Annotated in this window: 1 pseudogene; it reads left to right on the forward strand. The window is 64.5% G+C overall.

The annotated features are described in order from the left end of the window. Positions 1-653 (forward strand): annotated as a pseudogene (locus E8D38_RS28035) (RHS repeat protein); the annotation flags it as partial.

Below are 653 nucleotides of genomic sequence, written 5' to 3' on the forward strand. Positions count from 1 at the left end.
CCGCCTCGTGCAGGTGGACAAGCCGGCAGGCGATGACGACAAGCGCGCCGTCGAGCACACCACATACGACGCGCTCGGCCGCATGGTGGCCAGCACCGACGCGCTCGGCAACGTGAACCGCCTTTCCTACGACAGCGGCGGCAACGTGATCGGCGAGGTCCATGCTGACGGTGGCGAGGTGACGCATGCCTACAGTGCCTACGGCGAGCGACTGAGCACGTCGACGAATGGCAGCCGCACCGACTTCCGCTACGACGACTTGGGCCGACTGATTCAGGTGGTCCGTCCGCATGTGAGGCGCGTATGGGCTAGTACCGACGAGAACCTGCGGATCGTGGAAGACCGGACGGTTCAGTTGACGGAAGTCTTCACCTATGACGAACTCGGCCGTCGTACGAGCGCCAAGAACGGCAACGATGAAGTCACCCGGTACGCCTACGACCTGCGCGGCAACGTCGTGCGCACGATGGTGGCCGGCGTCGTGACGTCGCAGTCGCTGTACGACAGCCGCAACCGCAAGATCGCCGAGATCGACGCCAACAAGAACTCCACGCTGTGGGAGTACAGCTACTTCGGTCGCCTCATCGATCACTCCGACCTGGGAGGCGCCCGCTACACCTACACCTACGACGGCCTCGGCCAGCTCAAGCGCC

Source organism: Methylibium rhizosphaerae (assembly GCF_006386545.1).
Classification (GTDB): domain Bacteria; phylum Pseudomonadota; class Gammaproteobacteria; order Burkholderiales; family Burkholderiaceae_C; genus Pseudorivibacter; species Pseudorivibacter rhizosphaerae.